This window comes from Pseudomonas koreensis, assembly GCF_012986595.1.
GTDB classification, from domain to species: Bacteria; Pseudomonadota; Gammaproteobacteria; order Pseudomonadales; family Pseudomonadaceae; genus Aquipseudomonas; species Aquipseudomonas koreensis.
Map to the genome: position 1 here is coordinate 876,286 of NZ_JAAQYM010000002.1, position 22,768 is coordinate 899,053.

The 22,768-nt window shown below is 60.6% G+C and carries 26 protein-coding genes, 1 pseudogene and 1 riboswitch; of the genes and pseudogenes, 14 read left to right on the plus strand and 13 right to left on the minus strand.

Annotation, left to right across the window (positions count from 1 at the left end; translation table 11 throughout):
* The first annotated feature begins 93 nt into the window (after positions 1-93).
* Positions 94-858, plus strand: coding sequence for an AraC family transcriptional regulator (locus tag HBN98_RS09175; protein WP_064590088.1), 765 nt, complete (start codon positions 94-96; stop codon positions 856-858).
* 94 nt (positions 859-952) lie between these two features.
* Here HBN98_RS09175 and HBN98_RS09180 read toward each other — a convergent pair whose 3' ends face one another.
* The gene (locus HBN98_RS09180; protein WP_064589135.1) at positions 953-1,582 is read right to left on the minus strand and encodes a LysE family translocator; all 630 of its coding nucleotides are present in this window, start codon (positions 1,580-1,582) and stop codon (positions 953-955) included.
* 274 nt (positions 1,583-1,856) lie between these two features.
* On the opposite strand from HBN98_RS09180, the gene HBN98_RS09185 reads away from it, so the two are divergent.
* The 3 genes from HBN98_RS09185 to HBN98_RS09195 all read left to right on the plus strand — a co-directional run bounded on the left by HBN98_RS09185 (position 1,857) and on the right by HBN98_RS09195 (position 4,690).
* Positions 1,857-2,822, plus strand: a complete 966-nt coding sequence (locus tag HBN98_RS09185) for a 2-hydroxyacid dehydrogenase (protein WP_083367948.1) — start codon at positions 1,857-1,859, stop codon at positions 2,820-2,822.
* Between the two features lie 33 nt (positions 2,823-2,855).
* The gene (locus HBN98_RS09190) at positions 2,856-3,854 is read left to right on the plus strand and encodes a class I SAM-dependent methyltransferase (protein ID WP_083367947.1); all 999 of its coding nucleotides are present in this window, start codon (positions 2,856-2,858) and stop codon (positions 3,852-3,854) included.
* Between the two features lie 39 nt (positions 3,855-3,893).
* A riboswitch (yybP-ykoY riboswitch) is annotated at positions 3,894-4,018 on the plus strand.
* An 87-nt stretch (positions 4,019-4,105) separates the two neighbouring features.
* Positions 4,106-4,690, plus strand: a complete 585-nt coding sequence (locus HBN98_RS09195; protein ID WP_064589138.1) for a TMEM165/GDT1 family protein — start codon at positions 4,106-4,108, stop codon at positions 4,688-4,690.
* Positions 4,691-4,900: 210 nt separating this feature from the next.
* Here the strand turns inward: HBN98_RS09195 and HBN98_RS09200 are convergent, their stop codons facing one another.
* Complete coding sequence (locus tag HBN98_RS09200) at positions 4,901-5,719, minus strand: M48 family metallopeptidase (protein ID WP_027612207.1); 819 nt, start codon at positions 5,717-5,719, stop codon at positions 4,901-4,903.
* 1,350 nt (positions 5,720-7,069) lie between these two features.
* Between HBN98_RS09200 and HBN98_RS28230 the strand changes: the two are divergent.
* Together HBN98_RS28230 and HBN98_RS28235 are read left to right on the plus strand one after the other, a co-directional pair.
* Positions 7,070-7,267, plus strand: a pseudogene (locus tag HBN98_RS28230) (HAMP domain-containing protein); the annotation flags it as partial.
* A gap of 111 nt (positions 7,268-7,378) precedes the next feature.
* Complete coding sequence (locus HBN98_RS28235) at positions 7,379-8,122, plus strand: methyl-accepting chemotaxis protein (protein WP_373292972.1); 744 nt, start codon at positions 7,379-7,381, stop codon at positions 8,120-8,122.
* A gap of 99 nt (positions 8,123-8,221) precedes the next feature.
* Here the strand turns inward: HBN98_RS28235 and HBN98_RS09210 are convergent, their stop codons facing one another.
* Genes HBN98_RS09210 through HBN98_RS09220 form a run of 3 tightly spaced genes read right to left on the minus strand, consistent with a single transcriptional unit; the run spans position 8,222 to position 9,335 of the window.
* Positions 8,222-8,845 carry an SOS response-associated peptidase gene (locus HBN98_RS09210; RefSeq protein ID WP_083367945.1) on the minus strand — a complete coding sequence of 208 codons (624 nt, stop codon included), beginning with the start codon at positions 8,843-8,845 and terminating at the stop codon, positions 8,222-8,224.
* Positions 8,846-8,881: 36 nt separating this feature from the next.
* Complete coding sequence (locus HBN98_RS09215) at positions 8,882-9,142, minus strand: putative signal transducing protein (RefSeq protein WP_025109321.1); 261 nt, start codon at positions 9,140-9,142, stop codon at positions 8,882-8,884.
* Positions 9,143-9,152: 10 nt separating this feature from the next.
* Positions 9,153-9,335, minus strand: a complete 183-nt coding sequence (locus HBN98_RS09220; protein ID WP_083367944.1) for a CPXCG motif-containing cysteine-rich protein — start codon at positions 9,333-9,335, stop codon at positions 9,153-9,155.
* Between the two features lie 142 nt (positions 9,336-9,477).
* Between HBN98_RS09220 and HBN98_RS09225 the strand changes: the two genes are divergently transcribed.
* On the plus strand, positions 9,478-10,641 hold the full coding sequence (locus tag HBN98_RS09225; protein ID WP_169844042.1) for a 1-acyl-sn-glycerol-3-phosphate acyltransferase: 1,164 nt from the start codon (positions 9,478-9,480) through the stop codon (positions 10,639-10,641).
* Between the two features lie 217 nt (positions 10,642-10,858).
* Here HBN98_RS09225 and HBN98_RS09230 read toward each other — a convergent pair whose 3' ends face one another.
* Positions 10,859-11,137, minus strand: a complete 279-nt coding sequence (locus HBN98_RS09230; RefSeq protein ID WP_064589143.1) for a hypothetical protein — start codon at positions 11,135-11,137, stop codon at positions 10,859-10,861.
* A 194-nt stretch (positions 11,138-11,331) separates the two neighbouring features.
* Here HBN98_RS09230 and HBN98_RS09235 point away from each other — a divergent pair, with 194 nt between their 5' ends.
* Positions 11,332-11,538: a hypothetical protein gene (locus tag HBN98_RS09235; protein ID WP_027612213.1), complete on the plus strand. Its 207-nt coding sequence runs from the start codon at positions 11,332-11,334 to the stop codon at positions 11,536-11,538.
* A gap of 182 nt (positions 11,539-11,720) precedes the next feature.
* On the opposite strand, the gene HBN98_RS09240 is transcribed toward HBN98_RS09235, so the two are convergent.
* Positions 11,721-12,305 carry a YajG family lipoprotein gene (locus HBN98_RS09240; RefSeq protein ID WP_025109324.1) on the minus strand — a complete coding sequence of 195 codons (585 nt, stop codon included), beginning with the start codon at positions 12,303-12,305 and terminating at the stop codon, positions 11,721-11,723.
* A gap of 206 nt (positions 12,306-12,511) precedes the next feature.
* Here HBN98_RS09240 and HBN98_RS09245 point away from each other — a divergent pair, with 206 nt between their 5' ends.
* Positions 12,512-12,745, plus strand: coding sequence for a hypothetical protein (locus tag HBN98_RS09245; RefSeq protein WP_064589144.1), 234 nt, complete (start codon positions 12,512-12,514; stop codon positions 12,743-12,745).
* A gap of 705 nt (positions 12,746-13,450) precedes the next feature.
* Positions 13,451-14,959 (plus strand): malate dehydrogenase (quinone), encoded by a 1,509-nt coding sequence (gene mqo, locus HBN98_RS09250; RefSeq protein ID WP_064589145.1) that lies wholly within the window; start codon positions 13,451-13,453, stop codon positions 14,957-14,959.
* Positions 14,960-15,151: 192 nt separating this feature from the next.
* Here the strand turns inward: mqo and HBN98_RS09255 are convergent, their stop codons facing one another.
* The 4 genes from HBN98_RS09255 to HBN98_RS09270 all read right to left on the minus strand — a co-directional run bounded on the left by HBN98_RS09255 (position 15,152) and on the right by HBN98_RS09270 (position 17,139).
* Positions 15,152-15,439, minus strand: a complete 288-nt coding sequence (locus HBN98_RS09255; RefSeq protein WP_083367942.1) for a PA4642 family protein — start codon at positions 15,437-15,439, stop codon at positions 15,152-15,154.
* Between the two features lie 63 nt (positions 15,440-15,502).
* Positions 15,503-15,988 (minus strand): hypothetical protein, encoded by a 486-nt coding sequence (locus HBN98_RS09260; protein ID WP_083367941.1) that lies wholly within the window; start codon positions 15,986-15,988, stop codon positions 15,503-15,505.
* A 116-nt stretch (positions 15,989-16,104) separates the two neighbouring features.
* Entirely contained in the window at positions 16,105-16,578 is a 474-nt protein-coding gene (locus HBN98_RS09265) for a WbuC family cupin fold metalloprotein (protein ID WP_083367940.1), read from the minus strand.
* Between the two features lie 3 nt (positions 16,579-16,581).
* The gene (locus HBN98_RS09270) at positions 16,582-17,139 is read right to left on the minus strand and encodes a hypoxanthine-guanine phosphoribosyltransferase (protein ID WP_003228116.1); all 558 of its coding nucleotides are present in this window, start codon (positions 17,137-17,139) and stop codon (positions 16,582-16,584) included.
* Positions 17,140-17,304: 165 nt separating this feature from the next.
* Between HBN98_RS09270 and upp the strand changes: the two genes are divergently transcribed.
* Together upp and HBN98_RS09280 are read left to right on the plus strand one after the other, a co-directional pair.
* A complete protein-coding gene (upp, locus tag HBN98_RS09275; protein WP_064589149.1) occupies positions 17,305-17,943 on the plus strand; it encodes a uracil phosphoribosyltransferase in 639 nt (212 codons plus the stop codon).
* A gap of 2 nt (positions 17,944-17,945) precedes the next feature.
* The gene (locus HBN98_RS09280; RefSeq protein WP_064589150.1) at positions 17,946-19,220 is read left to right on the plus strand and encodes a uracil-xanthine permease family protein; all 1,275 of its coding nucleotides are present in this window, start codon (positions 17,946-17,948) and stop codon (positions 19,218-19,220) included.
* A 152-nt stretch (positions 19,221-19,372) separates the two neighbouring features.
* On the opposite strand, the gene hemH is transcribed toward HBN98_RS09280, so the two are convergent.
* Positions 19,373-20,398 (minus strand): ferrochelatase, encoded by a 1,026-nt coding sequence (hemH, locus tag HBN98_RS09285; protein WP_083367939.1) that lies wholly within the window; start codon positions 20,396-20,398, stop codon positions 19,373-19,375.
* Positions 20,399-20,411: 13 nt separating this feature from the next.
* Complete coding sequence (locus HBN98_RS09290) at positions 20,412-21,314, minus strand: TIGR01777 family oxidoreductase (RefSeq protein WP_083367938.1); 903 nt, start codon at positions 21,312-21,314, stop codon at positions 20,412-20,414.
* 197 nt (positions 21,315-21,511) lie between these two features.
* Here HBN98_RS09290 and HBN98_RS09295 point away from each other — a divergent pair, with 197 nt between their 5' ends.
* The gene (locus tag HBN98_RS09295; RefSeq protein ID WP_083367937.1) at positions 21,512-22,498 is read left to right on the plus strand and encodes an NAD(P)/FAD-dependent oxidoreductase; all 987 of its coding nucleotides are present in this window, start codon (positions 21,512-21,514) and stop codon (positions 22,496-22,498) included.
* Positions 22,495-22,710 (plus strand): TIGR02450 family Trp-rich protein, encoded by a 216-nt coding sequence (locus HBN98_RS09300; RefSeq protein ID WP_064589154.1) that lies wholly within the window; start codon positions 22,495-22,497, stop codon positions 22,708-22,710. The genes HBN98_RS09295 and HBN98_RS09300 overlap by 4 nt, the downstream gene beginning before the upstream one ends.
* The last annotated feature ends 58 nt before the right edge of the window (positions 22,711-22,768 follow it).

Sequence of the window (22,768 nt, forward strand, 5' to 3'; positions counted from 1 at the left end):
ACGCTTGGGTGTGTTGTGGGCGGATTGTGATGAGCGGCCTATGCTAAATTGGCGAAAAAGCGCATATCTGCCATTCAGGTCATCAAACCCGACATGTTGATCAGCCATTTCGAACACGGCCCGGTGAGCGCCTATCCCCGGGATTATCTGGACGGTGCCCACCAACCACTGCACCTGCACCGCGAAGCGCAGTTGCTGTATGCCGTCAGAGGGATAATGCGCGTGGTCACCGATCTCGGTGCCTGGGTGATTCCGCCGAGCCGCGCGGTATGGATTCCGCCGGAGGTCGCGCACGAGATTTTCATGTCCGGCGATGTGCAGATGCGCTCGCTGTTCATCGCCCCCGAACTGTCACCGGCCAGCCTGCAACAGTGCTGCGTGCTGGCAGTGACGCCGCTGTTGCGCGAGTTGATCCTGCGCGCCGTGCAGGGTCCACCGCATGCGGACAATCCGTTGATCCAGCAATTGATGCTGGAAGAACTGGCCGGGCTGGAAAACCTGCCGCTGCACATTCCGATGCCCACTGACCGGCGCCTGCAAAACATCTGCCTGGCCTTGCTGCACACCCCCGATCATCCCAACACCCTGGAAGACTGGGCGCAGCAGGTCGGCGCCAGCTCGCGCACTCTGGCGCGGCTGTTCCAGCGACAACTGAAGATGAGTTTCAACGCCTGGCGCCAGCAACTGCGCCTGATGGAAGCCCTGCCGCGCCTGCTCGCCGGGGACAGCGTGCAAAGCGTGGCACAGGATTTGGGTTACGGCAGCGCGCGGGCGTTCAGCGCGATGTTTCGCCGTTTGCTCGGGGACAATCCTCGGGAATATCTGCATACCCTGAGCAAGCTGAGCGAACTCGTGTAGGAGCTGTCGAGTGAAACGAGGCTGCGATCTTTTAATCCTCAAAGACAAGATCAAAAGATCGCAGCCTGCGGCAGCTCCTACAAGTGAGTGTTGGTCAATGCATCTCGGTGAACGCGAGTTTCACGCCGATGGCGATCAGCACCGCGCCCATGGTGCGGTCGAACCAGTGCCCCATGCGGGCGAAGCCGGCGCGCACGCGTTGTTGGCTGAACAGCATCGCCACCAGGCAAAACCAGATCGCCGTCGCAACGGCGAGATAAACCCCGTATCCGGCCTGCACCGCCAGCGGGGTGTGCGGGTTGATCACCACGGTGAACAACGATAGGAAGAACAGCGTGGCTTTCGGGTTCAGGCCGTTGGTGACGAAACCCGAAGTGAAAGCGCCGCGCGCAGTACGCACACCGGCTTCTTCGTGCAGGTCATCGGTGACGGTTGGCGCCGGTTGCGCGCGCAAGGCCTTGAAGCCGATGTACAGCAGGTAAGCGGCGGCGGCCCATTTCAAGGCGTTGAACAGCACGATCGATTGCGACACGATCAGGCCGATGCCCAGCAGCGAATAACCCACGTGCAGGAAAATCGCCGAGCCCACGCCCAGCGCGGTCCAGGTGCCGGCGCGTCGACCATGGGTCACGCTCTCGCGCACCACTACGGCAAAGTCTGGGCCGGGGCTGGCCACGGCCAACAGATGGATCAGTGCAACGGTCAAGAACTCGGTCCAGTACATGGGGGGCTCCTCTTTAATGAGTAAAAACAATTCATCAACTGGCTCAAACCCTGTGGCGAGGGAGCTTGCTCCCGCTCGGCTGCGCAGCAGTCGTAAAACCTGAAACACCGGTGTGCCTGACACAGTACGGTGAATGGGTTTGGGTCTGCTTCGCAGCCCAGCGGGAGCTAGCTCCCTCGCCACAGGGTATTGCGGGCGCTGTGCGTAACCAATTGTTTCATCTGGTAGGCTCGGCAGATTACGCCTTCCGTTCACCGCACAAAAGGTACAGTTGATGAGCAATCCGCACCGCGCCGTATTCCTCGATCACCCGTCTCTGGATCTCGGCGATCTCGACCTCAGCCCGTTGCGCGCCTGCTTCAGCGATCTGCAACTGTTCGCCCAGACCTTGCCCGAACAGGTCAGCGAGCGCCTGCAGGGTGCCAGCGTGGCGATCACCAACAAGATCCGCATCGACGCCGCCGCGATGGCCGCCAACCCGGACCTGAAGCTGATCCTGATCACCGCCACCGGCACCAACAACGTCGATCTGGAAGCGGCCCGCGCCCACGGCATCACCGTGTGCAACTGTCAGGGTTACGGCACGCCATCGGTGGCGCAACACACGATCATGTTGCTGCTCAACCTTGCCACGCGCCTGGCCGACTACCAGAAAGCCGTCGGCGAAGGTCGCTGGCAGCAAGCCAAACAGTTCTGCCTGCTGGATTACCCGATCGTCGAACTGGAAGGCAAAACCCTTGGCCTGCTCGGTCACGGCGAACTCGGCGGCGCGGTCGCGCGACTGGCCGAAGCGTTTGGCATGCGCGTACTGCTCGGGCAGATTCCCGGCCGCCCTGCCCGCCCGGACCGTCTGCCGCTGAACGAATTGCTGCCGCAGATCGACGCCCTGACCCTGCACTGCCCACTCAATGAACACACCCGCCACTTCATCGGTGCCCGCGAGCTGGCGTCGATGAAGCCCGGCGCGTTTGTGGTCAACACCGCCCGTGGTGGCTTGATCGATGAACAGGCCTTGGCCGATGCGTTGCGCAACGGTCACCTCGGCGGCGCGGCCACCGATGTGCTCAGTGTCGAGCCGCCGGTCAACGGCAATCCATTGCTGGCCGCCGACATTCCACGGCTGATCGTCACCCCGCACAACGCCTGGGGCAGTCGCGAGGCACGGCAACGCATCGTCGGCCAATTGATCGAAAACGCCCAGGCGTTCTTCAGCGGTACAGCGCTGCGGGTCGTCAGTTGATAAACTGCGGCACTTTTTTTTCAAGGAGCAGTTATGGATCCGCGCAGTGAAGTACTGCTTCGTCAGGCCGAGTTATTCCAGGGTTCGCTGCTGTTGGCCGGTTTGCCTGCCGACGATCTGCTCGGGCGCCTGCCCAATGCGTTCGGCTGGTGCTGGCACGCCGGCGATCAGGCCGCACTCGATGCACGCTTCGAGGGTCGCAGCCATTTTGGCGTGAACGTGCCGGAGCGCGCGTTCGACAGCGCCGTGGTGTTCTTGCCCAAGTCCAAGGATCTGACCGACTACATCCTCAACGCCGTGGCTGCACGACTGGCCGGGCGTGAGGTGTTTCTGGTCGGCGAAAAACGCAGCGGCATCGAGGGCGCATCGAAACAGCTCAACCCGTTCGGCAAGCCGCGCAAACTCGACAGCGCGCGCCACTGCCAACTGTGGCAGGTCACCGTGGCCAACGCGCCGCAAACCAAATCCCTGGAAAGCCTGGCGCAGACTTATGAGCTGCCATTGGCCGAAGGCCCGTTGAAAGTTATCAGCCTGCCGGGTGTGTTCAGCCATGGTCGCCTGGATCGCGGCAGCGCCCTGCTGCTGGAGCATCTGGACAAATTGCCGAGCGGCCATCTGCTCGATTTCGGCTGTGGCGCGGGCGTGCTGGGGGCGGCGGTCAAACGGCGGTATCCGCACAATCAAGTGACCTTGCTCGACGTCGATGCCTTTGCTGCCGCCAGCAGTCGCCTGACATTGGCGGCCAACGGACTGGAAGCCGAGGTGATCACCGGTGATGGTATCGACGCCGCGCCGATGGGTTTGAACGCGATTCTGAGCAACCCGCCGTTCCATGTCGGGGTCCACACCGATTATTTCGCCACCGAGAACTTGCTGCGAAAAGCGGCCAAACATCTGAAAAACGGCGGCGAACTGCGGCTGGTGGCGAACAGTTTCCTGAAGTATCAGCCGCTGATCGAAGAGCACTTGGGCGTGTGTGCGATCAAGGCCGAAGGCAATGGTTTCCGGATTTACCGGGCCAAGCGCGGCTGAAAATTAGCACTTGCCGAATGGATTCTGCCTAGGCAGAATCCGCTCCGTCCTAGGGGAGTAGTCTCCCACGAGCGCCAAGCTCGTCCGGCATACGTCAACATACTTGATCCTCAGATCATGGCGTATGCGACCCAAGCGTCCGCACCAGACGGATCGCAGGGTTTGACAAGACCTATGACACGCACACCTTACCCGGGGCGGGAAGGCTGTACGTGTCATAGCCGTGTCGACCCGCCCCTTAGGAAATCCTGATGCTGGACTCGTTACTCGTTCCCACCGCAATCGTTGCCTTGGCCGAAATCGGCGACAAGACGCAACTGCTCGCGCTGATTCTCGCCGCTCGCTTTCGCAAACCCTGGCCGATCATTGCCGGCATCGTCGCCGCGACTCTGGCCAACCACGCGGCAGCCGGTGCGGTCGGCGCCTGGTTCGGCAGTTTCTTCTCAGACTCTGTTCTGCACTGGATTCTTGCCGCAAGCTTCACCGCCACTGCGCTGTGGACGTTGGTCCCGGACAAGATGGACGATGATGAAGCCAGCACCGCACGCAAGTTCGGCCCGTTCCTGACCACGCTGATTGCGTTCTTCCTCGCGGAAATCGGTGACAAGACCCAGATCGCCACCGTGATGCTGGCGGCGCAATACCCTGAGCTGTGGCTGGTGATTATTGGCACCACGGCGGGCATGTTGATTGCCAACGTGCCGGTGGTCCTGGCGGGTAACTTTGCCGCGGAGAAACTGCCGCTGACACTGATCCGTCGCCTGGCGGCTTCGGCATTCCTGATTCTGGCGATCGTTGCGGTGTACAAGGCGATGCAGAGCAGTGGCTGGGTTTAACCCCTTTTTCTGATCTGACACAGACCTGTGGTGAGGGGATTTATCCCCGATGGGGCGCGAAGCGCCCCCAAAACCTGATGCCTCAGAGTGTCAGACATACCGCATGTTTAGGGTTTGGGGCTGCTTCGCAGCCCATCGGGGATAAATCCCCTCGCCACAATGGATCCCTTCAGTCCATTTATCAGATCAGTCACAGAAACCGCGATGAACTCAGGACTTCGGGGCTTTTTCGTACAGCGGCATCACTTTCGGAATCGCTGCCTGCAACGAGGCGATCCGGCTGGACGAGGCCGGGTGAGTGCTCATGAATTCCGGAGGTGCGCCTTCCGAGGCCTTGCTCATCTTGTTCCACAAGGTGATCGCCGCATTCGGGTTGTACCCAGCGCGGGCGGCCAGTTCGAGGCCGATCAGGTCGGCTTCGTTTTCGTTGGCACGGCTGTTGGGCAAGGTCATGCCGTAGTTGGCCACGGTGTCGGCCAGCGCCAGGCTGTCCTGACCCAGACCTAACAATGCACCGGCACCCTGCTTGGCCATCTCAATCCCGTAGGCTTTGGACATCGCTTCACGACCGTGCTCGCGCAGGGCATGGGCGATTTCATGGCCCATCACCGCGGCGATCTCATCGTCGGTGAGTTTCAGGCTGTCGATCAGCCCGGTGTAGAAAATGATCTTGCCGCCAGGGCCGCAGTTGGCGTTGAGCTCATCGCTCTTGATCAGGTTGACCTCCCACTGCCACTGGGCGGCATCGGGGCGGAAATTCGGCGCCTGGGCGATCAGGCGGTTGGCAATGGCCTGAACCCGCTTGGCCTCCGGGCTGGTCTTGTCCAGTACGCCTTTGCTCGACGCCTCGCCAACGGTCTTCTGATAGGACTGGGCATACATCTGGTCGACCTCTTGCGAGGACAGCATGCTGAACATGTACTGCTTGCGCTCCACCCCTACGGCTCCGCCGCTGGTGGTGTTGACCGACTGACAACCGGCCAGCAACAGCGCTGCGCTCAGTGCACTTACAACCAATGTCTTGTTCATTCAAAAGCTCCCTGAAAACATGCCGCGTATCCTAGGCGGGTAATTGTATCGGCGCCAGATACAACAGACGTGTTGCAGTGTCTTTCGGATGTTTCCCACTTCTGCTGTCGTAAAAAATTCACAGCACCCGACAGACCCGCCCACTGCGTCGCGCACCGATCCATTTGCGACATGCCCCGCTCTTTGTTCCGCTCGGCACTCATGGCGCAATGCCCGCTGCCGATACAACAGCGCAGACGTCCTCTTGCGTGCGGAGCTCCCATGAAGTTCAAGTCGATCCAGTTTTCCGTCGCCGCCCTGGCCGGCGCCATCGTCCTCAGCGTGGTCGCCGCGCTGGTGCTGTACGCGCTGTTTTCCGGCGCCCGCACCCAGGAGATGGTGCAACAGCGCACCCAGGCGCAGTTCGAGCAAGTCATCGAACAACGCCTGACCTCGCTGGCGCAGACTCAGGTCAGCCAGATCCAGCGCGAACTCGAAGCGCCGCTGCTGATTGCCGGCGGCCTGGTACGGGTCAACGCCCTGCTCGGCACGCCGGGCGCCGATGGCCAGCCGCGCCTGACCGTCAGCCGCGAACAACTGATCAGCCTGATCAAAGAGAACGTCGAAAAGAACCCGAAGATTCTCGGCACTTACATCGGCTGGGAAAAAAACGCCCTTGATCACAACGACGCCGCCTACGTCGGCACCAGCGTGGTCGGCATCGACTCGGCCAACGGGCGCTTCCTGCCGTGGTGGTTCCGCAATGACGACGGCACCCTCGGCCTGGATAAACTGGTGGACGTCGACGACCAGAAAGTCCTGTCCACCGGCGTGCGCGCCAGCGAGTACTACCTGTGCTCGAAAGAGAGCAAGAAATCCTGCGTGATCGACCCGGCGCCCTACAAGGTCGGCGACAAGGTCGTGATGCTTGCTTCATTCATTGAGCCGATCATGCTCAATGGCGCGTTCCAGGGCATCGTCGGCGCCGACCTGTCGGTGAACTTCATCCAGGAAATGCTCCTGGGCGCCAACCAGAAACTCTACAGCGGCGCCGGGCAAATGGCCCTGATCGGCGGCAATGGCCGGATCGTTGCTTACACCAAGGATCCAAGCAAATTCGGTGAGAAGGTCAGCGACATTCTCGACGCTGAGCAAATCGCCAACCTGGCCAACCTCAAGCGCGGCGAAGTCACTTATTCCGTCAACAAGGACAAGGGCCGCATCGAACTGTACCTGCCGTTCGGCATCGGCCAGACCGACGCGCGCTGGACGCTGATGCTGCAACTGCCGCTGAACGCGGTGATGGCCGATCTGCAGAAACTCCAAGGCGACCTCGACGCCCAGCGCAAATCCGACACCTTCGGCATGGCCATGGTCGGCCTGATCATCGCCGCCATCGGTCTGCTGGTGATCTGGCTGGTGGGTCACGGTATCGCCCGACCGCTCAAACAAATGGTCGCCATGCTCGATGACATCGCCAAAGGTGAAGGCGATCTGACCCGTCGTCTGAGCAGTGATCGCAGCGATGAACTGGGTTCGATTGCCAAGGGCTTCAACACCTTCCTCGCCAAGTTGCAGGCGATGATCACGCAGGTGGTGACGTCAGTGCAGAGCGTCAGCGACTCTTCCGAACACACCGCCGACATCGCCATTCGCACCAACATCGGCATTCAGAAACAAATGGCCGAGATCGATCAGGTCGCCACCGCAGTGCAGGAGATGACCGCGACCGCGCAAGACGTGGCGCGCAACGCCACCCAGGCTGCGCAAGCCGCCAGTCACGCGGATCAGGCCGCCGGCCAGGGCATGCAGATTGTGCGGGACACGTCGAATTCGATCGGCGTGCTGGCGGTGGAAATCGGCAAGGCCGTGGAAGTGGTACAGAACCTGGCCAAGGACAGCGAAAACATCAACGCGATCCTCACCGCGATTCGCGGGATCGCCGAGCAGACCAACCTGTTGGCACTGAACGCGGCGATCGAAGCGGCGCGGGCCGGCGAACAGGGTCGCGGCTTTGCGGTGGTAGCGGACGAGGTGCGCAATCTGGCGCAGAAAACCCAGAAGGCCACCGAAGAAATCCAGAGCATGATCCAGCAATTGCAACAAGGCACCCGCGATGTGGTGCGGGTCATGGAAGACAGCCAGAACCGCACTGACGAAAGCGTGCAGCACGCCGCGAAAGCCGCTGAAGCGCTGGAGACGATTACCCAGGCGGTGTCGGTGATCAACGACATGAACACGCAGATCGCCAGTGCGGCGGAAGAGCAGAGCGCGGTGGCTGACGATATCAACCGCAACGTGATCAATATCGGTCAGGTGGCCAATGAAGTGGCGGGTGGCGCAGATGAGTCGAGTTCGGCGAGTGCCGGCCTGACCAAACTGGCGGAGCAGCAGCGGCGGCTGATCAATCAGTTCAAGGTTTAAGAGCAAGATCAAAAGATCGCAGCCTGCGGCAGCTCTTACACGGGGATATGCGTTTCCCTGTAGGAGCTGCCGCAGGCTGCGATCTTTTCGCTTTTCACATCAACCCGGGGTCAGGCACTCCGGCCCATTGAGCTTCGGATCATTCACCAGATTCGCCAACACCCGCTCGCGCAACGCCGCCGGCTCACTGGCGAGCAAGCCCTGCAGCACATGCAGCGGCGTCTCGGGATCGAGCCAGGCGGCCTGCCCCGCTTCATCGAGAATCAGCGGCCGGCGCTGACTGGCCGCCGGCTGGGTGATGACGGCGGTACTCAGCCACACCTGCTCCTGCACCGGATACGCTTCCCAGATCGCCGCGAAAAACAGCGAAGAACCCTCCCCCGGCGTCAACCAGTACGGGCGTTTGCGCACGGTGCCACGCCATTCGTAGAAACCGTTGGCCGGCAACAGGCAGCGGCGCAGGCGCAGCGCCTCGCGGAACATCGGTTGCTCGGCCACGGTTTCGGCCCGAGCATGCGCCGGTGTTTTCGACAGATCGGTCAGCCACGGCGGCGTCAGCCCCCAACGGGCGCGGGCCAGCGAGCGCTGGCCGTCGGCCTCGGCGCGCAGCATCAACACCGAATCATTGGGGGAAATGTTCCACTGCGCCTGTTGATCGGCGGGAAAACCAGGCAGGGCCGCGAAGTCGCGGTTCCAGCGAAACAGGGCATAACGTCCACACATGGGGCAACACGACTCAGAAGTAAAACGAACGTCAGCCTAACAGACCAGCGTCCCGGGGAAACTCTCCGGTTCATCGCCGGGCAGCGGCAGCGCGGCATTGTACGCGGTGATCAGTTCGCGGGCGTACTCGGCCTGATCGTTATCGACCGACAGGCCGAGCAGCCCAAAAATCGGCAACTCACCCGTGCCGCCGAGCAGATCCCGGCCCACCAGATGCGCCTCGATGCCTTCGCTGGCGAGCATGCCCTTGAGCATCTCGCCTTCCATCAGGTTTTCCGGCTCGTAGATTCGCTGCATGGGCGCCCCCTCACTCGTTTTCGCTGAAAGCTTCCAGAAACCAATCCTCGCCATGCACCTGCAAGACAAACGTGATCGGTCGACAACACACCTGACAGTCCTCGATGTAAGTCTGATCGCCGCCAGACAAGTCCACTGTTGTCTCGACCGTTTCCCCACAATAAGGACAATCGTAATAGGCGCTTTCCAGCATCGCGGTCTCCCAGGTGACTTGTGCGTATAATCGCCGGTCTATTTGCAGGGCTATTTTTGTCTGGCTACTTTTTCAGACCGTGCCCCGTTGGTTTTCGATCAAAACCTTTACTTACCCTAGCCGTTTCCAACAAGAGAGCATGATGGGCGAATTCGATGCCATCCGACCTTACGACGACAGCGAAGTACCTGCGGTACTGGCAAGACTGCTCGGCGACAAGGCGTTTCTAGATATCCTCACCCACTTCCGCTTCCCGCGTTTCGCCGGTGCCTTCGGCTGGATGCTCAAACCACTTATAGCCCATCGGCTGCGTCGTGAGTTTGCCGACGTCAATTCGGTGGCAACGTTGCAGGACAAAGTCGAGTTCTACGTCGACCACACCATCGAGCGCGCCACCGACGGCGTGACCTACACCGGTGTCGAGCAATTCAAGTCCGGCAGCGCCTATCTTTTCATCGCCAACCACCGCGACATCGTGATGGACCCGGCCTTCGTCAACTACGCCGTGTACCACGCCGGCCTGCCGACCCCGCGCATCGCGATCGGCGACAACCTGCTGCAGAAGCCTTTCGTCAGCGACCTGATGCGTCTGAACAAGAGCTTTATCGTGCACCGCTCAATCACCGGCCGCCGCGAGAAAATGGCCGCGTACCAGCTGCTGTCGGCGTACATCAACCACTCGATCCGCAATGACTGCGCTTCGATCTGGATCGCCCAGGCCGAGGGCCGGGCCAAGGACGGCGACGACCGTACCGAGTCGGCGATCCTCAAGATGTTCCACATGAGCCGCAAGGATGAGCCGTTCGGCGAAGTCATCCAGTCGCTGAACCTGACCCCGGTGTCGATCAGCTACGAATACGACCCGTGCGACCAGGCCAAGGCCCGCGAGCTGTACATCCGCGCCACCACCGGCACTTACGCCAAGGCGCCGGGCGAGGATGACGTGAGCATTGCCAAGGGCATCACCGGCTACAAGGGCCGGGTGCATGTGAACTTCGCCGCGCCGATCACTGAATTGTTCGAAGACACCAAGCAGTTGGCGATCGAAATGGACAAGCAGATTCTCGGCGGATATCGCCTGTTCCCGGTGCATTACCTGGCGTACGCGCAGTGGGCGGAGGCTGATCCGCAACTGAATGTGCCGAAAGCCGCCGAGGTGTTCCCGGCCGAGGAACTGGCCAAGGCGCAGGAAGAATGGCAGAGCCGGCTGGATGCCTGCCCTGAAGAACACCGTCCGTACCTGGTGCTGCAATATGCGACGCCGGTGCGCAATCAGTACCGGGTCAAGGCTGGGTTGCCGTTGTAAGCGCTTTCCACTCGACGCAAAAACGGCGCCCTCGGGGCGCCGTTTTTTTATCTGATTCAATCAACCCTTGTGGCGAGGGAGCTTGCTCCCGCTCGGCTGCGCAGCAGTCGCAAAACCACATCACGCGGAATACCTGAAAAACCGCGTTTACCTGAATCGGGGCCGCTTCGCAGCCCAGCGGGAGCAAGCTCCCTCGCCACAAGGGTTTGTGCTGTCCTTAGAATCGGGTGCTGATCCAGGAGATGATCAGTGCCAGACCCAGGCAGGCAAACCCGAAACGATAGAAAAACCGGTTCATGCGCAGCGTCGCCCAATCGAGGATTGGCTCGGCGTTAGGTTGCGCCTGACGCTGAGCAGCAATGCTGGCCATCGCGCGTTGTTCACGACGGCGGGTCGCGTGCAGCAGCCAACTGCCCGGGAAGGCCAACGCCAGTGCCAGCAGGTTGATCAATTTGGCGGGATGGGCGGTAAATAGCGTCATCAAGTGCAGCGACATCACAGACCTCGGAACTGAATCGGTGTGGCAGGCGCCCGATCGACGACTGCGGCGCGGATTCTACCGAAACCCTCCGCCACCACCCTACCCTTTACGACAAATAACCTGACAATCGACCGATGGCTGCCCTGTGTCACGGCATCGTCATTTACATCGGCCACCATGCGCGCCTCGAAACACACATGGAACGCGACATGCTCCACGCTGAAAACCAGGATCGCCTGTACCTCATCACCCCGACCGACGAACAACAAAGCCTCGTCGGCAGCCTCGCCTTCAATGTCCAGGATCGCCACTGGCTGGTGTATTGCGCGCTCGGCGGGCATCAGCATGCGGATTTGCCCGAGACCGACCTGCTGACCGGCGTGAGTGTCCTCGACTTCTACTCCCAGGCCGCTTGAGCAATACCGCCCCTCCTGTAGGAGCTGCCGCAGGCTGCGATCTTTTGACTTTGATTTTCAAAAGCAGGATCAAAAGATCGCAGCCTGCGGCAGCTCCTACAGCGGATTGGCGGGGAATCAGTGGACACAAAAAAGCCCGGGGCCATCACTGGCACCGGGCTTTTTCACATCAGCCGTACAGCTTACTCGGCGAGGATCTGACCCACGGTCGGGTCCTTGAACAGACGGGTCAAGGCATCGCTCAACACATCGCTGACCAGTTTGGTATTGGTTTCCTGGTTCGGCGCCATGCCGAAACGCTGGTCCAGCGAAGCGCCGTAGCGACCGCTGTAGCGACGGTTGCCGCTCTGCACGTCGGAGCGGAAGGTCGCGCCGATGGTGGCCTCGGTCACGTACATGCCTTCTTTCGGCGACTGATACTTCAGCTCGGTCAGGGTCACGGTCAGTTGCGGCGCGTTCATCGCGTTGCTGGTCGGGGTGAAGCCGAGCAGACGCACGGCGGCTTCAGCCTGGGCCTGCAGCTTTGGCAGGATCTGCTCGCGCTGCACGGTGATGGCGCTGGTTTCCGGGTACAGGCCGCCACGGGTGCCGAGGGTTGGCGACGGACGACCGTCAACCACGCGCACCACCACTTGCTGGCCATGGCCGACCGGCGCCAGCTGCGTGGTCAGCTTCGGTTCCGGGCTCAGTTGTTGCGGGCTGTGGGCGCAGCCAACCAGGGTCAAACTGGTCACAGTGATCAAACCGAACAACAGGCGTTGCAACATGCTCTTTTCTCCAGAATCAGGCACAAACAGGCCGGCAGTATAGCGGTGGGCCACTGCGGGTAACCAGCACTCGACAGTGAATACTGAAATGTCTGACAAACCCTGAGGAATGCGGTTCCTGTCACAGATTATTCACCGCCCATACACCTCGGCGTCACGGCCGCTCGGCAAGCTTCAAACCAGTCCTCCAGACAAGGTACCCGGCCATGCGCTATCTGATCTCGTTGTTCGCCCCACGCCCATTGCACCGCTGCTTCGCCTTGCTCGACCGTAACGGTCATTGCCAGGCATTCAAGCAGTGCAGCCTGCAACCGATGGGCGATGGCTGGGTGGAAATCGAAGAAATCCGTCTCAACTGGTTGCACCAGCCACTGCCTGCCAGTGCCCGCGTCATAGCGTCGCAGCCTCGCGCACGGGTGCAAGCGATGTTGAGCATCTGACCGGATGCCTAATAAAAGTCATTAAACTCGACCAACTGCCCGCATTTCTTCGATACAATCTCCCCCCGATTATAAGGACGTCTCCTGATCGGGCCTCGCAACACCGTCAATGCCCAGGCATTGGCACTCAAAATCGCCCACAGAGAGCCGCCCACACAGATCGAGTGAAGTTGGCGCGCTTGCCTGTTCTTCCGGCAAAACCCCGCTTTTCGCGAATCTGCAGAGCTGTCATACGCTCGGCCACCGCGTTGTTTTGCCCTTGCGGCATGGTGCCAGGCTGGGACAGCCCTTTTTTGAGGTTCACGTCTTCAAAAGAGCGTGAAAAAAACGGGTTTTCACAACTTCACAAGAGTGTGGCGAGCAAATGAATAGTTTTGCGTCTGAACATGCACCATTAGCGTCTGAAACAGCCCAACGACACAGGACCGGGGATACCTCGAACATCGGAGCCTGAAGCCTGTCCGCTACGGATTTGGTTGCACAAAACGGATGTCTCGACCATAAGTCGAATTGCCAGCCGCGTGCTGAAATGAGTTCATTGAGCTCTTGAAGCCAGGCCGCATGCATCCGTCGAAGTTGCGAAAAATTGCGAAGATTCGGACATGGCGAACCTGACCACCGTTACCTGGGGCATCACTGACCTGTCCCGGAACGCCTGGCAGCCATGCCGACAATTTGGTGCTGCAGATTTTGGAGACGCGTTAAATGGCGCATAACGAAGCAGTCGACGTAGTTCTGGTTGGGGCAGGCATCATGAGTGCCACCCTGGCAGTACTGCTCAAAGAGCTCGACCCGGCGATCAAGCTGGAAGTCGTCGAGTTGATGGATTCCGGTGCGGCGGAGAGTTCCAACCCGTGGAACAACGCCGGTACCGGCCACGCCGGCCTGTGCGAGCTGAACTACACCCCGCAGGCGGCCGACGGCAGCGTCGACATCAAGAAAGCCGTGCACATCAACACCCAGTTCGAAGTGTCCAAGCAGTTCTGGTCGTACCTGACCAAGAAAGGCACCTTCGGCTCGTGCAAATCCTTCATCAGCCCGGTGCCGCACCTGAGCTTCGTCCAGGGTGACAAAGGCGTGTCGTTCCTCAAGGAACGCTTCAACGTGCTGCACAAGCACCACGCCTTCGCCGACATGGAATACACCGAAGACAAGGCCAAGATGGCCGAGTGGATGCCACTGATGATGCCGGGCCGTTCGCCGGACGAAGTGCTGGCCGCCACCCGCGTGATGAACGGCACCGACGTCAACTTCGGCGCCCTGACCAATCAGTTGCTCAAGCACCTGACCAGCGCTCCCGACACCCAGGTCAAATACTGCAAGCGTGTGACCGGCCTGAAGCGTAACGGCAGCGGCTGGACCGTCAGCATCAAGGACGTCAACAGCGGCAGCAGCCGTGAAGTCGACGCCAAATTCGTCTTCCTCGGTGCCGGTGGCGCGGCCCTGCCGCTGCTGCAGGCTTCGGGCATCGAAGAAAGCAAAGGCTTCGGCGGCTTCCCGATCAGTGGCCAGTGGCTGCGTTGCGACAACCCGGACGTGGTCAAGCACCACCAGGCCAAGGTCTACAGCCAGGCAGCAGTGGGTTCGCCACCAATGTCCGTGCCGCACCTGGACACCCGTGTAGTCGACGGCAAGAAATCCCTGCTGTTCGGGCCATACGCCGGTTTCACCACCAAGTTCCTCAAGCACGGTTCCTTCATGGACCTGCCGCTGTCGGTGCGCGCCGGCAACATCGGGCCGATGCTGGCGGTGGCGAAAAACAACATGGACCTGACCAAGTACCTGGTCAGCGAAGTGATGCAATCGATGGAGCAGCGCCTGGATTCCCTGCGCCGTTTCTACCCGGAGGCGAAAGCCGAAGACTGGCGTCTGGAAGTGGCTGGTCAGCGGGTACAGATCATCAAGAAAGACCCGAAAAAAGGCGGCATCCTGCAGTTCGGTACCGAACTGGTCGCGGCGAAAGACGGCTCCCTCGCCGCCCTGCTCGGCGCTTCCCCAGGTGCATCGGTGACCGTTTCGATCATGCTGGAACTGATCGAGAAATGCTTCCCGGCCAAGGCCAAGGGTGAGTGGGCTGCCAAACTGGCAGAGATTTTCCCGGCCCGCGAAAAAGTCCTGGAAACCGATGCTGCGCTGTATCGCAAGATCAACACGCAGAACAACATCGCGCTGGAACTGGTTGAAGAGAGCAGCGAGACCCCAAGCTTCGCTTGATCTCGCGGCATAAAAAACGCCCCGTACTCAGTGAGTGCGGGGCGTTTTTTATGGCCAACATTTAAAACATCGACCCTTGTGGCGAGGGAGCTTGCTCCCGCTGGGCTGCGCAGCGGCCCCAAAACCTTATGAGCGCTGCGCACTCAAGCGGGAGCAAGCTCCCTCGCCACAGAAATTGATGTTAGCGAACAATCAGCCGCGGGCTTTTTCGATCAACTCGATGTAGTCCGGAGCGTTGCGCTGATCCTTGATCAGGTCAACAAACGTCTGGCCCTGCTCATCCTTGCCATCCACGTCGTAACCGGCAGCCACGAAGAACGTCAGGAAGCGCTCGAAATCGTCGATGCGCAGGCCACGGTAGGCCTTGACCAGTTTGTGCAGCGAAGGCGAAGTGGCGTCGACCGGCTCGAAATCGAGGAACAGCTTGATCTGCTCATCGCCGATCTCGTCACCAATCACCTGTTTCTTATCTTTACGCATTGCCGACTCCAGCTCGCAGACATTACACGGGGCGGGCAGTTTACCCCTGCCCGGGCGCCGGGCTCAACGCGATCGAACGGCACCGGTGTGCAAATCGGCCCAGATATGGCCGTTGGCGTAACTGAGGAACTGCACATACACGGTGTCATTGCGCAGCAGGTCGATCACCACCCGGTATTGCGCCAGCGGGTAATACAGCGTCAGGGTTTTGCTCTTGTCATCGTAAACCGGTTTTTTCAGGCTTTTGCTTTCGCCATCGAAGTTGACCAATACCTGGGTGATGGACGCGCCCTTGTTCAGGGATTTGCCCTTGAGGCGGATCATCAGCGAAGAGGTCACCGGAATCGGTTGTTGATTGGACTGGCGTTGCGCGCCGACCACCACCGAATAGTCAGTGACCTGCAACAGTTGCTGCTGCTCGGGTTCGGCATCGCGCAGGGTCAGGTCGTCCGGCGGCAGAAATTGACTGTGCATCGGCGCCGGAGCGGCGGCCAGAGGCAAGCTGAGGGCCAACAACAGGGCGGCAAGGCTGCGGATCAGAAGGCGCATGACAGGCTCCGGAGGCGGGGCCGAGCACTCTAGCCGGGTTTTGCGCAGTCCTGCAAAGCAAAAAAGGTGCAGGTCGCGTTATCAGCGGCCTGCACCTTTTTTGTTCCAGCCTCGCATCAATCGAACTGCGCGCGCATCCACGCCTGGTATTCAGCCACACCGGCCTCGCCTTCCCGCGGGGCCCAGTGAGCAAGTTCGCCTTCACCGACCGGACGATAGGGGCCAGCCTTGCACTCGAACATCAAACTGTCGGCTTCCAGAACCACCAGACCATGGAAGACGCCCGTCGGCAGATCGACACCGACACACTCGCCACCGGCGTGCAGAACCTGCTTTTTCACCACGGCACCGGTTTCATCGAAGATCAGCAGACCCAGCCGGCCCTTGAGCACCAGCAGTGTTTCCGCCTTGTTCTCACCCAGATGCCGGTGCGGCGGAATATAAGTGCTCGGTTGCAAGCCCACGGCCATGCGATGGCACGCCTCTTCCATCTGGTGGAAGTTGTGGTGCTGACGCCCACGAGGGTTGGCCGCAGCTTTCTCGGCCAATTCAGCGAACAGCGTTTGATCAAGAAAGCCCGGCGTGTTCATGGATTACATCCCTTTGACGGCAAAAATCCCGTTGGCGTTGCGCCAGTAGCCTTTGTAGTCCATGCCGTAACCGAAGATGTAGCGGTCAACGCATGGCAGGCCGACGAAGTCTGCTTTCAGGTCTGGACGTGCCTTGCGGTCGTGGTCCTTGTCGATCAGCACGGCGGTGTGCACTTTGCGCGCGCCGGCGTGTTTGCAGAAATCGATGATCGCGCCCAGGGTGTGACCTTCGTCGAGGATGTCGTCGATGATCAGCACGTCGCGGTCGATGAACGAAACTTCCGGCTTGGCTTTCCAGAACAGGTCGCCGCCGCTGGTTTCGTTGCGATAACGGGTGGCGTGCAGGTAGGACGCTTCCAGCGGGAACTGCAGGTGAGTCAGCAGTTTGCCGGAGAAGATCAGACCGCCGTTCATCACGCAGAACACCACCGGGTTGCTGTCGGCCAGTTGTTCGTTGATTTGTGCACCGACGCGGGCGATGGCGGCCTCGACTTCAGATTCGGTGTACAGGCAGTCAGCCTCTCGCATGATTTGACGGATATGCTCGAGATCAGCGGACATTGGCGCTCTCCAAGGGGTGGCGGAATTCGGAAAAGCGGCCAAAGGTACGCATCCAGCACGGCCGAATCAAGCATTTGTGGACTAACGTACTGTATGTCCTATAGGACATCACCCTCGGATAGATTAATCTAGGCCGGTTTTTTTGCCCGCCGCCGGAGTTTTTCCATGCCCATCCTCGAGATCCGCCATCCGCTGATCCGCCATAAACTCGGCCTGATGCGCCGCGCTGACATCAGCACCAAGAATTTCCGTGAGCTTGCTCAGGAAGTCGGCGCCCTGTTGACCTATGAAGCTACAAAAGACCTGCCCCTGGAAACCTACGATATTCCAGGTTGGTGCGGCACCGTGTCGGTCGAGAAAATCGCCGGCAAGAAGATCACCGTCGTGCCAATCCTGCGCGCAGGTATCGGCATGCTGGAAGGCGTGCTGAGCCTGATCCCGGGTGCCAAGGTTTCCGCTGTGGGTGTCGCCCGCAACGAAGAAACCCTGCAAGCGCACACCTACCTGGAAAAACTGGTTCCGGAAATCAACGAACGCCTGGCGATGATCATCGACCCGATGCTCGCCACCGGCAGCTCCATGGTTGCGACCATCGACCTGCTGAAAAAGGCCGGTTGCAAGGACATCCGCGCGATGGTGCTGGTTGCCGCGCCGGAAGGCATTGCTGCCGTCGAGAAGGCTCACCCGGACGTGACCATCTATACCGCCTCTATCGATGAACGTCTGAACGAACACGGTTACATCATCCCAGGGCTTGGCGATGCCGGTGACAAGATCTTCGGCACCAAGCAGAAGGACGCGTGAGCATGCAGCAAGAGTTCAACGATCCGCTCTGGCGCACGGTGCTGTCCGGCGCCCAGATGCTGTTCGTGGCTTTCGGCGCCCTGGTGCTGATGCCGCTGATCACCGGCCTTGACCCGAACGTGGCACTGTTTACCGCAGGTCTGGGGACGATCCTGTTCCAGATCGTCACCGGGCGTCAGGTGCCGGTGTTTCTCGCGTCGAGCTTCGCTTTCATCACCCCGATCATTCTCGCCAAGGGTCAGTTCGGCCTCGCCGCGACCATGGGCGGCGTGATGGCGGCCGGTTTCGTCTACACCTTCCTCGGCCTGGCCGTGAAGATCAAAGGCACCGGTTTCATTGACCGTCTGCTGCCGCCAGTGGTGATTGGTCCGGTGATTATCTCCATCGGCCTGGCCATGGCACCGATTGCCGCAAACATGGCGATGGGCAAGGCTGGCGATGGTGCAGAACTGATCCACTACCAGACCGCGATGATGATCTCGATGCCGGCACTGCTGACCACGTTGATCGTGGCGGTGTTCGGCAAAGGCATCTTCCGTCTGGTGCCGATCATTTCCGGTGTGCTGGTCGGTTTTGCCATGTCGTTCTATTTCGGCGTGGTCGATACCGCGAAGATTGCGGCGGCGCCATGGTTCGCCCTGCCGCACTTCACCGCACCGGAGTTCAACTGGCAGGCGATCCTGTTCATCGTTCCAGTAGCCCTGGCGCCAGCGATCGAGCACATCGGCGGCGTGATTGCCGTCGGCAGCGTGACCGGCCGTGACTATCTGAAGAAGCCCGGTCTGCATCGCACCCTGCTCGGTGACGGTATCGCTACCACCGCCGCCGGCCTGTTTGGCGGCCCGCCGAACACCACCTACGCCGAAGTCACTGGCGCGGTGATGCTGACCAAGAACTACAACCCGAAAATCATGACCTGGGCGGCGATCTTTGCTATTACCCTGGCGTTCATCGGCAAGTTCGGCGCGCTGCTGCAAAGCATTCCGGTGCCGGTGATGGGCGGGATTCTTTGCCTGTTGTTCGGTTCGATCGCGGCGGTGGGCATGAACACCCTGATCCGTCACAAGATCGATCTGGGCGAAGCGCGCAATCTGGTGATCGTCTCGGTGACCCTGGTATTCGGTATCGGCGGTGTGCTGGTCGGCACCGGCACCGGTCCGGACGATTTCGGCCTCAAAGGCATCGCGCTGTGCGCGGTGGTGGCGATTGCGCTGAACCTGATTCTGCCGGGCAATGACAGCTGGAAGCACAAGAAGGCGGATGAGCCGCTGATCTAAAATCTGGCTTATTACCTGTGGCGAGGGAGCTTGCTCCCGCTTGACTGCGAAGCAGTCATAAACTCGGCAGATGCGGTATTGCTTTGAACCGCGTCCGCAGGGTTTGGGGCTGCTGCGCAGCCCAGCGGGAGCAAGCTCCCTCGCCACAACTGCTACAGGGCCAGCGGCGCTCGTTCGCAGAGGGTTGCCAACGCCTTCGCCCATTGCGGGTCGTCATTCAGGCACGGCACCAGCACCAACTCCTCGCCCCCCGCTTCGCGGAATTGCTCCTTGCCGCGATCGCCAATCTCTTCCAGCGTCTCGATGCAGTCGGCGACAAACGCCGGGCACATCACCAGAATCTTCTTCACGCCGCTTTTCGCCAGCTCATCGAGCCGCGCTTCGGTGTAGGGTTCGATCCACTTGGCCCGCCCCAGACGCGACTGAAACGACACCGACCATTTGCCCTCCGGCAAGCCCATGCGTTCGGCGAACAAGGCCGCCGTGCGCAGGCATTGGGCGCGGTAACAGGTCGCCAGCACGGCCGGCGAAGCGTTCTTGCAGCAGTCTTCGTTCTTGAAGCAGTGATTGCCGGTCGGGTCGAGCTTGGTCAGGTGTCGCTCGGGCAAGCCGTGGAAGCTCAGCAACAAGTGATCGTAGTCCTGCTGCAGATGCGGTTTCGCACTGGCGACCAAAGCGTCGAGGTATTCCGGCTGATCGTAAAACGGTTGCAGCACCGAAAGCTGAACACTGAGTTTGTGCTCGCGAATCACCCGCCTGGCTTCTTCGATCACCGTGGTGGTGGTGCTGTCGGCGAACTGTGGATAAAGCGGCGCAAGGGTAATGCGCTTGTGCCCGGCAGCGACCAATTGCAGCAACTTCGTCTCGATGGATGGCTCGCCATAACGCATCGCCAGTTCCACCGGGCCGTGGCTCCATTGCGCAGTGACCTGCTGTTGCAAACGACGGCTGAGCACCACCAGCGGCGAGCCCTCCTCCCACCAGATCGAGGCGTAGGCATGGGCCGATTGTTCGGGCCGCTTGATCAGAATCAGCGACACCAACAGACGCCGCACCGGCCATGGCAGGTCGATCACGTACGGGTCCATCAGAAATTGATTGAGGTAGCGGCGTACATCGGCCACCGAGGTGGAGGCCGGCGAACCCAGGTTGACCAGAAGCAAGGCGTGATCGGTCATGCATCGTCCTATTTCAAAGGCGGCCGGAGAGATCATCCAGGGCCGCGCGCAAATCCGTGAACTGGAAAGTGAAACCCGCTTCCAGCAAGCGTGCCGGCATGGCCCGTTGGCCGCCCAGCAACAACAATGACATTTCGCCAAGCCCGACTTTCAGCGCCAGGGCCGGCATTGGCATGAACGCCGGACGGTGCAGCACGCTGCCCAGCGTCTTGGCAAACTCGCGATTGCGCACCGGGTTGGGTGCGCAGGCATTATAAGGACCGCTCGCCTGATTGCGGTGCAGAAGAAAATCAATCAGGGCGATTTGGTCCTCGATATGAATCCACGGCATCCACTGCCGACCATTGCCCAGAGGCCCGCCCAGCCCGAGTTTGAACGGCAGCAACAGCCGCGACAAAAAGCCCCCCTCCGCCGACAGCACCAGCCCGGTGCGCACCAGCACCACGCGGACGCCCTGGGCTTCGGCTCGCTGGGCCGTTTCTTCCCAGGCAATGCACAACTGGCTGGCGAAATCGTCGATAACCGGCGGCGAATCTTCGGTCAGCTCGCGCTCACCGCCATCGCCATACCAGCCGATGGCCGAGCCGGAAATCAGCAACGCCGGCTTCTGCTCACGCGTTTCCAGCCAAGCCAGCAGGGTTTCGGTCAGGGTGATGCGGCTGCTCCACAACAGCGCCTTGCGCCGATGGGTCCATGGCCGATCGGCAATCGGCGCACCGGCCAGATTGATGATCGCGTCCAGCGGCTCGTCACCGAGGTCCTCCAGACGCGCGATGCCACGCACCTGTGCACCACAGATTTGCGCGACTTTTTCCGGACGCCGACTCCACACTGTCAGTTCATGCCCCTGCCCTGACCAGTGTCGGCAGAGCTGACGTCCTATCAAACCAGTACCGCCGGTCAGCAATATGCGCATGACATCTTCCTCGCGTGGCGTTTTACCCGGATCACTAGTCTATTTTTATAAGCAGGGATCTTTTCTATCGGGCAGGCTCTATTGTTTAACCATAGGCCAAGCTGTCAGATCGAGAACGCTAGAAGTTATACCAAAAAACAAAATTGTACAGGTTTCATTCACGGCGTAGTCTGTACAGAAAGGTAAACGAGGCCCCTATGACTGTACCTATCGCAATCATCGGCACCGGCATCGCCGGACTCTCCGCCGCCCAGGCGCTGACAGAGACCGGACATACCGTCCAACTCTTCGACAAAAGCCGAGGCAGTGGCGGGCGCATGTCGAGCAAACGCAGCGACGCCGGTTCACTGGACATGGGCGCGCAATATTTCACTGCCCGCGATCGGCGCTTCGTCACCGAGGTGCAACGCTGGCAAAGCCTGGGCTGGGTCGCCGAATGGCAACCGCAGCTCTACACCTATCAGGGCGGCCAGTTGAATCTGTCGCCGGACGAGCAGACCCGCTGGGTCGGCACGCCGCGTATGAGCGCCATTACCCGCGGTTTGCTCGATGGTCTGGAAGTGCACTTCGCCTGCCGCATCACCGAAGTCTTTCGCGGCGAAGAACACTGGCACCTGCAGGACGCCGAAGGCTTCACCCATGGCCCCTTCAGCCATGTCGTGATCGCCACCCCGGCGCCACAAGCCACCGCGTTGCTGGCTGCCGCACCGAAGCTCGCCGGCGCCGCCGCCGGAGTGAAAATGGACCCGACCTGGGCCGTCGCCCTCGCCTTCGACACGCCACTGGATACGCCGATCGAAGGTTGCTTCGTGCAGGACAGCCCGCTCGACTGGCTGGCGCGCAACCGCAGCAAACCTGGGCGCGACACGACGTGCGACACATGGGTGCTGCACGCCAGCAGTGCCTGGAGCCGGCAACACATCGACCTGTCCAAGGAAGCGGTGATCGAGCATCTGCACGGTGCGTTCGCCGAACTGCTGCACAGCGCCATGCCCGCCCCGACCTTCAGCCTCGCCCACCGCTGGCTCTACGCACGCCCGGCGAGCGGCCACGAATGGGGCACACTGGCCGATGCCGATCTGGGCCTGTACGCCTGCGGCGACTGGTGCCTGTCCGGACGCGTCGAAGGTGCCTGGCTCAGTGGTCAGGAAGCCGCGCGGCGTTTGCACGAGCATCTGCAGTGAACCGTATCAATCCGCGTAAATTGCTGCTGTCGAAGTGGACAGCAGCCCGCCCGCAAAACCGCGAAAAACATTTTCTGGTGACCGAGTTGTTCTGCGACGAGGAAGGCACGGTGCTGGAGATCGAGTTGCAGGCAGTGCTGACCAAACGCGCCGAACGCCTCGATTGGCAGACGCTGAAGAACAAAGATCACTGGCTATTGGGCTGGAAATAAACATCCTGCAGGAGTGAGCCTGCTAGCGAGGGCGTCGTTTCATTCAACACCAATGTTG

Coding starts and splice junctions, on each gene's coding strand:
- HBN98_RS09245 (WP_064589144.1), top strand. CDS start 12,512: ATGCGCTATCTGATCTCGTTGTTCGCCCCACGCCCATTGCACCGCTGC.
- HBN98_RS09195 (WP_064589138.1), top strand. CDS start 4,106: ATGCTGGACTCGTTACTCGTTCCCACCGCAATCGTTGCCTTGGCCGAA.
- HBN98_RS09180 (WP_064589135.1), bottom strand. CDS start 1,582: ATGTACTGGACCGAGTTCTTGACCGTTGCACTGATCCATCTGTTGGCC.
- HBN98_RS09230 (WP_064589143.1), bottom strand. CDS start 11,137: ATGTCGCTGCACTTGATGACGCTATTTACCGCCCATCCCGCCAAATTG.
- HBN98_RS28235 (WP_373292972.1), top strand. CDS start 7,379: ATGGCCGAGATCGATCAGGTCGCCACCGCAGTGCAGGAGATGACCGCG.
- HBN98_RS09265 (WP_083367940.1), bottom strand. CDS start 16,578: ATGAACACGCCGGGCTTTCTTGATCAAACGCTGTTCGCTGAATTGGCC.
- HBN98_RS09225 (WP_169844042.1), top strand. CDS start 9,478: ATGGGCGAATTCGATGCCATCCGACCTTACGACGACAGCGAAGTACCT.
- HBN98_RS09270 (WP_003228116.1), bottom strand. CDS start 17,139: ATGTCCGCTGATCTCGAGCATATCCGTCAAATCATGCGAGAGGCTGAC.
- HBN98_RS09210 (WP_083367945.1), bottom strand. CDS start 8,845: ATGTGTGGACGTTATGCCCTGTTTCGCTGGAACCGCGACTTCGCGGCC.
- HBN98_RS09235 (WP_027612213.1), top strand. CDS start 11,332: ATGCTCCACGCTGAAAACCAGGATCGCCTGTACCTCATCACCCCGACC.
- HBN98_RS09295 (WP_083367937.1), top strand. CDS start 21,512: ATGACTGTACCTATCGCAATCATCGGCACCGGCATCGCCGGACTCTCC.
- HBN98_RS09260 (WP_083367941.1), bottom strand. CDS start 15,988: ATGCGCCTTCTGATCCGCAGCCTTGCCGCCCTGTTGTTGGCCCTCAGC.
- HBN98_RS09175 (WP_064590088.1), top strand. CDS start 94: ATGTTGATCAGCCATTTCGAACACGGCCCGGTGAGCGCCTATCCCCGG.
- hemH (WP_083367939.1), bottom strand. CDS start 20,398: ATGACCGATCACGCCTTGCTTCTGGTCAACCTGGGTTCGCCGGCCTCC.
- HBN98_RS09190 (WP_083367947.1), top strand. CDS start 2,856: ATGGATCCGCGCAGTGAAGTACTGCTTCGTCAGGCCGAGTTATTCCAG.
- upp (WP_064589149.1), top strand. CDS start 17,305: ATGCCCATCCTCGAGATCCGCCATCCGCTGATCCGCCATAAACTCGGC.
- HBN98_RS09280 (WP_064589150.1), top strand. CDS start 17,946: ATGCAGCAAGAGTTCAACGATCCGCTCTGGCGCACGGTGCTGTCCGGC.
- HBN98_RS09240 (WP_025109324.1), bottom strand. CDS start 12,305: ATGTTGCAACGCCTGTTGTTCGGTTTGATCACTGTGACCAGTTTGACC.
- HBN98_RS09200 (WP_027612207.1), bottom strand. CDS start 5,719: ATGAACAAGACATTGGTTGTAAGTGCACTGAGCGCAGCGCTGTTGCTG.
- HBN98_RS09215 (WP_025109321.1), bottom strand. CDS start 9,142: ATGCAGCGAATCTACGAGCCGGAAAACCTGATGGAAGGCGAGATGCTC.
- mqo (WP_064589145.1), top strand. CDS start 13,451: ATGGCGCATAACGAAGCAGTCGACGTAGTTCTGGTTGGGGCAGGCATC.
- HBN98_RS09220 (WP_083367944.1), bottom strand. CDS start 9,335: ATGCTGGAAAGCGCCTATTACGATTGTCCTTATTGTGGGGAAACGGTC.
- HBN98_RS09290 (WP_083367938.1), bottom strand. CDS start 21,314: ATGCGCATATTGCTGACCGGCGGTACTGGTTTGATAGGACGTCAGCTC.
- HBN98_RS09185 (WP_083367948.1), top strand. CDS start 1,857: ATGAGCAATCCGCACCGCGCCGTATTCCTCGATCACCCGTCTCTGGAT.
- HBN98_RS09255 (WP_083367942.1), bottom strand. CDS start 15,439: ATGCGTAAAGATAAGAAACAGGTGATTGGTGACGAGATCGGCGATGAG.